Here is a 5,265-nt window from a genome sequence, read left to right as displayed (position 1 = left end):
ACGGTCTTGCCGTCGCGGGCGATGTCCAGGTATGGCGGGCGGATCGCCTCGGAGCTGAGCACCTCGTCGAGGTCGGCCACCGACAGGATCTCCCGCGGGTCGGCGGCGATGGCCGCCCGCCGCAGCATCGGGCCGGTGTTGAAGAACCGCCCGAAGAACTCCTCCTCATCGCCGATCAGCTCGGCCACGGCCGGCACGTACACGGTGTCCACCTCCCCGGTGGTGGCCACCACGATCAGGACGTTGTCACTGGAGTAAGCGAATCCGGACGAACACGAAGTCCTCGAGCTCAGCCGGTTCCTCGACCAGCTCGATGCCGACCTCGTCGAACTCCTCCGGTTTGAGATCTTCCACAGCACCTCCCGAACGGGACGATGGCTCCCGAGTCTCGCGCGCCACCCATCCACGATCAACACCTCGATCAGGAAACCGCCAACCGGCCGGGCACCGATTCACTCGATCAGAGTATTCCCGATAGGGCAGATGTCGGCACTCATCGGTCTGCCTGAAAGTTCGAGAACCGCATTCCTCACTATTTGCTTACGCCGGTCGCCCCAGCGCCACGGCCCCGGAAGGTCCCGGACCCGGATGGCAAGTGGCTGATTCGCTGAATTGATGGCCCGTTGGTCTTTTGTGGCCAGGAATTGTTCCCTTGCGCTGTCGAGATCGGTGCGGTCGAGTAGTTAGCCGGACTCGTCCTATTTGGGCCGGTCCGTGAAATTCCTTTGACGCAGAGGGAGAGAGCGTGAACAGGAAACGATCAATTGTCCTGTCGGCGGCGGTGACATTGCTGCTATCCGGACCGGTTGTCACGTCGGCGCCGGCCGGCGCGGCGGCGCCGGCGCCGCCGGGTGCGTGTGGGCTGCTGGCCGATGCCCAGGTGCGGCAGTACATCTCGGGCCCGGGTGCGGCGGCATTAGCCAGGCAGTGCGACCGGGAGCGGAGTGGTGCGCCGTACGCCGAGACCCAGGCGCCGACCCCCGAGGGCCAACTCGCGTCCGCGGCCGCGGAGAAGTCGGAGCCCGGCATCCAGGCCGTCGACGTGCTGGTCAACAACCGCGCCACGGACACCTTCCCACGCACCACCCAGAGCGAAACCTCCACCGCCGTGCGCAGCACCACGGTCCTGGTGGGATACAACGACTCCGGCCAGTTCCTCACGAGCGGCGACTTCAGCGGCTACTCCCGCTCCACCAACAGCGGCGCCTCGTTCACCGACATGGGCCCGCCGACCACACCGCTCGGCCAGATCAGCTCGGTGTCCGGCGACCCGGTCATGGTCTCCGACTTCAACCGGATGGCCACCGACACCGCCCTGTTCTACATGGCCAACCTCGCCACCAACGCCGCCGGCACCTCGATCATCGGCGTGCACCGATCCGGAAACGGCGGTGCCGCACCGACCCCGTGGCAGTTCGGCCGCACCGCCAGCCCGCTCGCCGTCGCCGGTGAGTTCCAGGACAAGGAATGGCTCGCCGTCGACAACGGCGCCACCTTCCCCGGCCGGCTCTACGCCTGCTGGCGGCGCTTCGGCGGAGCCAATGGCATCCAGTTCTCCCGCTCCACCGACTTCGGCCTGACCTTCACCCAACTCGCGGCGAACCTGTCCACCGGTACCACCACCGTGCAGGGCTGCTCAGTCGACGTGGACCGGGAAACCGGCCGCGTCCTGGTCGCCTGGCTCGACAGCTCGTTCAACCCGCCGCAGCAGCGCGCCAAGATCTCCACCAACGGCGGCGTGAGCTTCGGCGCCGAGTTCACCATCGGCGCGGCCAACCTCGCCGAAACCATCAACGGCGCCTGCGGCCGCAACGTCTTCCTCGACACCCAGGCCGGCAACACCAGCCGCGCCATCCGCTCCACCCCGTTCCCCACCGTGGCGTTCCGCTCCACCAACGCCAGCGCCTACTCCGTCTGGCACCGCGCCGGCCTGGCCGGCGGCTCCGGCGCCGACATCGCCTTCGCCCGCTCCACGAACAACGGCACCACCTTCGGCGCCACCCAACGCATCAACAGCGTCGTCACCGGCGACCAGTTCTTCCCCTCCATCGCGGTCAACGCCGCCGGCACCATCCGCGTCTTCTACTACTCCACCCAACTCGACGCCACCAAACGACTCCTCAACGCCTACTTCGTCCAGTCCGCCGACGACGGCGTCACCTGGTCCGCTCCCGTCCGGGTCACCGACGTCTCCTTCGACCGCCCCATCACCAACCCCAACTTCGATATCTCGGTCGCCGGCTGCTACATGGGCGACTACAACGACATCGCCGCACCGCCCAGCGGCCTCGGCGACAACGCCTTCTACATGGCCTGGGGCGACAACCGCCTCGACGCCGACCCCGGCCCAGCCATCGCCCCCGACCCCGACATCCGCTTCGACAAGTAACAACCGACCCAAAGCCGGGCCCCGCATCCGGATGCGGGGCCCGGCGCCCAACGATCCGCATTCGGTCAGCTTTGTGCCTGGCCCGCACGGTCGACTCGCCAAGATCACGGATCTGGGATAAGGCGCGGAAAGCCGTATTGACAGATGAGGAGTACGGCTCGCCGCTGGCTCACCGTCCGTACGATTTGCGGCACGCATGCGTGTCGACCTGGTTGGCCGCTGGCGTGAACCCGAAACAAGTCGCCGAATGGGCCGGGCACTCCTTGGCCGTGCTGTTCCAGATCTACGCAAAGGTCCTTGCTGGACTCGAAGCGCGTGCGCACGAACGGATTGAGGTGGCGCTCGGTTGGGACGCCTCCGAGCAGGGGCGCAACGGGGGAGCGTAGCCGCATCGGGCTGCCGCTGGCTGCATACAGCCGCATCGTCGAAGGGCGGGACCGATGACGTTCGACCTGGTGAACGAGCCAGTAGAGCCTGGCCAAGGGGAGTGCCCCCAGCGCGATTCGTACCGCATCCGCACAAACGGCGAAGCCACCCGCTGGTTCAAGATCAACGTGCCCGGCTCCGCAAAGGCGAGGAGCTGGCACCGTTGGGGGGTTTGGGGGGCTCGGCCCCCAAAGATCATGACGGGCGATCCTGTCCGCGCTCTCCGCGGACAGGCGTAGCCGGAGCCCGTGCCCCCGGTGCGATTCGAACAGCATCCGCACGAAACCGCACCCGCCGTGAGCTGCTGGTTTCCGCCACCATTGCGGTAGTACGTCGACGCCGCCGCTCTGGCGATGCCCAATGACGGCCAACATCGAGGCCGGGCCGCGCGACCCCGCAGATCTGGACGTGTGGGTCCGGCGCGGGTGCGAGCTGACACGTTCCACCGGCGTGTCGTCGTTTCGTCGCCGAAGCGTCGGCGGGGTGCTCGACGCTGCCACTGTCCCTGATGCGACGGCTACAAGGAGCGAGTCCATGCGGCTAATTCGAAGAATCACCGCTCTCATCGCCGCGCTGGCGGCCGGCTGCGCCATGACGGTGGCCATCGCGCCGTCTGCTGTGGCGGCGGACTGGCCGACCTGCAATGCCTGGTCGTGGGACCAGGTTCTGGGGCAGGCGGACAGCTTCGCCCGGGTACCCAGCGTCGGCCAGTTCACCGGCCGGATCAACTGCCAGCTCAAGCTCGGCGACTTCGACAACACCGGGGTCGCCGTGCTCCAGTGGCTGTCGCTGAACACCTGCCATGGCGCCGGTCTGGAGGTGGACGGTGACTACGGACCGCTGACCAGCAACGCCGTGAAGTTCATCCAGGCCGGCTCGCACCTGCCGCCGGCGGACGGGGTCTACGAGCCGGGCACCCGCCGCTTCGCGCTCCGATGGGCAGCCTGGCATTTTCCGGGCGAAACACCCATCGGCTGCCAGTTCGTTCGCTGAAGTCACCCCTGGCCGGCCAGGAGCCTGGCGTATCTGAGCCGCAGCTCCTGGCCGGGCTCGACCCCGAGCTCGTCGGCGAGCAGCCGGGCGGCGGCGTGGTAGGCGGCCAGCGCCTCCGCGTGCCGCCCGGCCCGGCAGTACGCCCGCATCAGCAACGCCCGGAACCGTTCGTGTAGCGGATGTTCGGCGATCAACGTGTGCAGCTCGCTCACCAGGTCGTCGGGCGAACCGAGCACAAGGTCCAGCTCGATGCGCTGCTCGGTCGCCCGGCAGCGTCGCTCGATCAGGTGCGGCACCTCGAACCGGGCCAGTGTGGCCGACGGCACGTCGGCCAGGGGCGCACCGCGCCACTGCGCCAGCGCGCTACCCAGATGTGCCCGGGCCTCGGACAGCGCGCCGCTGCGGCGGGCCCGTCCGGCCTGCTCGGTGTGCCGGACGAACCGGTCGAGGTCGAGCTGGTCCGCGCCGAGCTCGATCGAATACGCCTCGGGCCCGGTGCGGATCCGGCACCCGGCCGGACCCAACTCGTGGCGCAATCGCATGACGTAGGTCTGCACCGTGCTTCGCGCGCACCGGGGAATCTCGGCGGTCGGCCATAACCGGTCCACCAGCTCGTCGAGGTGCACCGGCCGGTTGGCCCGCAAGAGCAGCGAGGCCAGCAGAATCCGGTGCTTGCGCGGTCCGATGTGGACGGTCACGCCGTCGACGACCGCCCGCAGCGGACCGAGAACTCCGAAGTCCAGCACCGGTTTCACCTTCGTAGCAGGCGCGACAGGTCATCGAGTGAGTACGGGATCTCCGCCAGCGCGCGCTGCCCGGACAGGTTCGGGAACCCCGGCCAGCCGCCACCCGCCCCCGGCAGATAGAAGCCGAGCGTGACAGCGACGTCCGGCGCGCCGTTCGGATCCTTCTTGATATGCGTCGCGCCCCGCAGGCGGTAGCCGCGGTCGAGGTCGAACCGCACCTCGGTGCCGCCGCCCTCGATCGCTCGGATTTCGCAGCGTTCCCCCGGCGCCGGCCGGACCGGGTCCACGCAGGGGTCGGTCGGCAGGCCGTATGCGGTGAGCTGGACCGCGCCCGCCGTGCGCTGCAGCCAGAACAGATAGCCGTACCGCTCGCCGTCGCGCCACAACACATGACCGCCGTAGACGTACCGGTCACCGGCGTCCTTGCCGTCACTGCGGGTGCCGTAGAACACGCCGATCCGCTCGGCCGGAAGCTCGTCGCGGACGAACACCTCGGTCAGCGCGTGGGCGGCGGAGTCGACGCTGTGGCCGGTGGGAGCGCGGAACTCGTACAGCGGCGGTGCCGGAGTTGCCGGCGGCGCGCCGGAAATCGGCGTCGACCCGCCTGGCACGGACGGTGTGCCCGGCCGGCTCCTCGTTGTGGTCGACTGCTCCGTGGGAACCCCCGGCATGCCGGAGACCGTGCTGCCGGTCGGGTTCGTGGTCATGGGC

At 68.7% G+C, this 5,265-nt stretch carries 5 protein-coding genes and 1 pseudogene; 3 read left to right on the top strand and 3 right to left on the bottom strand.

The window, feature by feature from the left end; genetic code table 11:
* A partial coding sequence (locus VGR06_RS39890) for a hypothetical protein (RefSeq protein WP_327564436.1) occupies window positions 1-233 on the bottom strand: 233 nt, incomplete at its 3' end.
* Window positions 234-745: 512 nt separating this feature from the next.
* Between VGR06_RS39890 and VGR06_RS39885 the strand changes: the two genes are divergently transcribed.
* The 3 genes and pseudogenes from VGR06_RS39885 to VGR06_RS39875 all read left to right on the top strand — a co-directional run bounded on the left by VGR06_RS39885 (window position 746) and on the right by VGR06_RS39875 (window position 3,808).
* Window positions 746-2,389, top strand: coding sequence for a sialidase family protein (locus tag VGR06_RS39885; RefSeq protein ID WP_327564435.1), 1,644 nt, complete (start codon window positions 746-748; stop codon window positions 2,387-2,389).
* Between the two features lie 104 nt (window positions 2,390-2,493).
* A pseudogene (locus tag VGR06_RS39880) lies at window positions 2,494-2,775 on the top strand (integrase); the annotation flags it as partial.
* 574 nt (window positions 2,776-3,349) lie between these two features.
* Complete coding sequence (locus tag VGR06_RS39875; RefSeq protein WP_327564434.1) at window positions 3,350-3,808, top strand: hypothetical protein; 459 nt, start codon at window positions 3,350-3,352, stop codon at window positions 3,806-3,808.
* A gap of 2 nt (window positions 3,809-3,810) precedes the next feature.
* Here VGR06_RS39875 and VGR06_RS39870 read toward each other — a convergent pair whose 3' ends face one another.
* Window positions 3,811-4,554 carry an AfsR/SARP family transcriptional regulator gene (locus VGR06_RS39870; RefSeq protein ID WP_327564433.1) on the bottom strand — a complete coding sequence of 248 codons (744 nt, stop codon included), beginning with the start codon at window positions 4,552-4,554 and terminating at the stop codon, window positions 3,811-3,813.
* Between the two features lie 5 nt (window positions 4,555-4,559).
* Window positions 4,560-5,265: hypothetical protein (locus VGR06_RS39865; protein WP_327564432.1), on the bottom strand; the 706-nt coding region annotated here is incomplete at its 5' end.

Origin of the sequence: Actinophytocola sp. (genome assembly GCF_036002505.1) — a bacterium.
Taxonomy (GTDB): Bacteria; Actinomycetota; Actinomycetes; order Mycobacteriales; family Pseudonocardiaceae; genus DASYTH01.
The sequence above is the reverse complement of the archived record's forward strand: the minus strand, read 5'-3'. Positions and strand labels throughout refer to the sequence as shown.